Below are 3,140 nucleotides of genomic sequence, written 5' to 3' on the forward strand. Positions count from 1 at the left end.
GGCGGTTTCTCAACTCTGTGCACCCCCCGGGACTTGAACCCGGAACCCACTGATTAAGAGTCAGTTGCTCTACCAATTGAGCTAGAGGTGCGTGCCGCGCTTTCCGCGCAACGAGAATTAATATTACTCAGGTTCCCAGCCTTCATGCAAACTGAGAGCTGATCATTTGAGGTTTTGTGAGGTAGCTCGCATACCTGCAGGTCAGAGGTACATCCCGGACCTCGACTGCTCTGCAGGTTCCGAGATCGCGTGGACATCACGCTCCCGCAGGAACACGTACACCTGGCCCTCAAGCTCCACCTCGGCGAGGTCCTCAGGATCGTAGAGGACGCCTATCGCCGAGGTTGGCCTGCCTCACCCGGATCCAGGAGGATCCGGTCGTGCAGCATGCGGATGGGAAGAGCGGTTTCAGCCACGCTTGCTGCGGCCGGAGACGCCGACGACCAGTGCCGCCACGCCGAGGACGGCGCTGACGCCGAGTGCAATCGCCTCGGGCTTGACCGAGCCGCTCTCTTCGTCGACGACGGTCGATTTCGCCTTGTTGGCGGCGCGATTCGCAAGGACCTTCGGGTGGACGCGGCCCACAAGTTCATCGATGTTGTCCGCGATGCGCTCTTCGCGGAGGCGAATCGATTCCGCCAGCTGCGTCGGTGACGCTGAGTCGACGGTCACATCTGAGGTGTAGACATTGTCAGTCATCGGGGCATGTCCTCCGGGTCGAGAATACATTCATGCACGTGACGGGATGCCACTGTGCCTCGTGTCAAGCTTAACCGCTTGATTCTCTCAGTGTCAGATATTGGATGCGGAGAGCCGGAAAGTCACGACGTCGACTTCCGCGTCCTCGGGCATCGTCGGATAGTGATTGCGCAGATTGGAAACGTAACCGTCGACACTCGAATCCTGCTTCAGCTGCAGGATCTGCGGTGTCAGCTCATCTATCCGGAAAGTCTCCACCCAGGTGATGTCGACCGGCAGCGGCCCGTGGTCGGTGTGTTCGAAATATGCCAGGGCAGGCCCCGGTGAGTGGGACTCCTTCCACCGCACCGTCAAAGTCTTCTTCGCCGAGGCGGTAGCGTCGAAATACCGGGCGTGGAACCTCAGCAGTCGCATCGGTGCCGAATCCGGGTGACGGTAGTAATAGGGGAGGAGGACGGAGATCGAAGCGATCTCGGCAGATCCCGCACCGTGCGGTCCGGGGAATACGACGAGCGCGTCGGGGTGAAGGTCGAGAATGACCTGACGGCAGCGTCCGCACGGTGAGAGCAGACCACGACCGCCATCCCCAGCGGCTGCGATCGTGACCAATGGTCCCGCTCCGGCGGCAGCCGCGTTGCCGATGACGACGAGCTCTGCGCACGGGCCGCCGTTGAAGTGGTGGACGTTGACGCCGGTGTGGATGTGACCGTGTGTGTCCATCGCGGCAGCGGCCACAGTGTGGTTCTCGCTCGTGCCCAGGGTGGCAGCCAGCGACTCTGCGGCAGCGACGACCTTCAGCTCTGATTCGTAGAGGTCCATGCTGCGATCCTAAGGCAGCGAACCGGACTCAGCTCTGTTTGTTGCGACGTCCGACGAGCCAGATGATGAAGCCGACGGCGGCCATGCCGAAGGCGGCGAGGATGAAGATCGGCCACGAACTCGAAATGGTCGACACGATTGATTCCCCGAATGAGGTCGACGGCGGTTTGTCGCTGCGAGGCTCCGGCGTGTTGCCTCCGGTGATGAGGTCCGTGTCATCGTCGGGCACAGGAGTGTCAGGATTCTGCGGGACCGGATCCGAGTAGTCAGGAGGAGGGGAGGAATCGTTTCCGGGCATCCAGTCGTTGCCGACATCTCCGGGAATCTCATCGCGTGTATCGGATGAACCGTTTCCGGTCGCCGGGTCTGGTGTGGTCTGATCCCCGTCTGGCCCGTCATCGCCGGATGTCGATCCCGAGCCGTCCTTGTCGGCCGAGCCCTTGTCGTCCTTGCTGCCGTCCTTGTCCGCGTTGCCTTTGTTGTCCGAGCTGCCGGAATCGGAACCGTCCGATGCCGACGAGGAATCGGAATCCGCGGTCTGCTTGGCCGAATCTGCATCGGCTGAGTCGGATTTGTCGGCGTCCTTTTCCTCAGCCTCTGCTGAGTCTGAGGAATTGGAGTCGGACGAGGCGGTGCTCTCAGAGTCCGACGTGGAGTCGGAATCCGAACTGTCACCAGTAGAAGAGTCGGCCTCCGTGCCGTCGTCGCTCGATTCGGAATCGGTGGTAGCGGTCAGGTTCGCGTCATTGGACGGGTCCTTGTTGGCACCGTCATCGGTGGCCTCTGCGTTGTTTGTGCCGCTGTCGTTGGCTGTGCCGCTGTCGTCGGCTGTGACGGTGCCATCTGCATTCTGATCGTCATTTGCGCTGGCTGCGTCCCCACCGTTGCCGTCTTCGGTGTACTGGTCGCCTGCGACGATGATGTCTTCGCCATCAGATTTGAATGTCCACCCCGGGTCCTCTTCGAAGTGAGTGAATTCCATCCCTTCCTCAGCGTTTGGATGGTCAGCATCGACGACTTCGCCGGCTTGGTTAAGCATGAATTCAGTGGGAACATCTTCACTGGCAGCGGAGGGCACTGGGTTTCCGCTGTCATCGGTTTCGTCATTCGATTCGCCGCCATCAGCTGTCGCATCAGACGAGGTTCCCGATTCCGACGAGGTCTGTGGCGCTACCGGGCGACGTTTGTCGGGCCCGGGGCCCTTGAAGGGTACGTTGGCCCAGCTTTCAGGCATGTCTTCCGATGCCGAAATTGTGATCGTTTGCTTGGCAGCGTTCCACGTCGTATCGAGTGGATCCTCGACGGCGCACGGATTGTCTTCGTCGCCGCCGCTTTCGGCATCTGCGTCGGAAGCGGCGTCTTCAGGGTCGCAGGCGGGATCGTCTTTGGGTGCCTCGGGGTCGTCTCCAGCAGTGTCGTCGGCCTTGGAGTTCTCGGAATCGGAATCAGCCGTGACGGAATCGGTCGCTTCGCCTGCGGCCGACGCCGCTTCGCCACCTTCGGGAGACCCGTCGGGATCGGCCGAACTCGACGCCTCGGCCTCAGCAGATGGAGAGGGCAAGATGCCCGCATTCGCGGGAGCGATTGTGCCCGCGACCGGGAGCATCACCAAGGCAAGTGCA

3 protein-coding genes and 1 tRNA gene are annotated in these 3,140 nt (G+C 61.4%); all 4 read right to left on the reverse strand.

Going from position 1 to position 3,140, the window contains the following annotated elements:
* Positions 1-18: 18 nt before the first annotated feature.
* Positions 19-91, reverse strand: a tRNA-Lys gene (locus L0G76_RS15050).
* A 317-nt stretch (positions 92-408) separates the two neighbouring features.
* Complete coding sequence (locus tag L0G76_RS15060) at positions 409-699, reverse strand: DUF3618 domain-containing protein (protein ID WP_304357964.1); 291 nt, start codon at positions 697-699, stop codon at positions 409-411.
* A 93-nt stretch (positions 700-792) separates the two neighbouring features.
* On the reverse strand, positions 793-1,518 hold the full coding sequence (locus tag L0G76_RS15065; protein WP_304357965.1) for an ASCH domain-containing protein: 726 nt from the start codon (positions 1,516-1,518) through the stop codon (positions 793-795).
* 28 nt (positions 1,519-1,546) lie between these two features.
* The coding region (locus tag L0G76_RS15070; protein WP_304357966.1) for a midas domain-containing protein at positions 1,547-3,140 on the reverse strand (1,594 nt) is incomplete at its 5' end.

It is taken from the genome of Brevibacterium picturae, assembly GCF_030453725.1.
Classification (GTDB): Bacteria; Actinomycetota; Actinomycetes; order Actinomycetales; family Brevibacteriaceae; genus Brevibacterium; species Brevibacterium sandarakinum_A.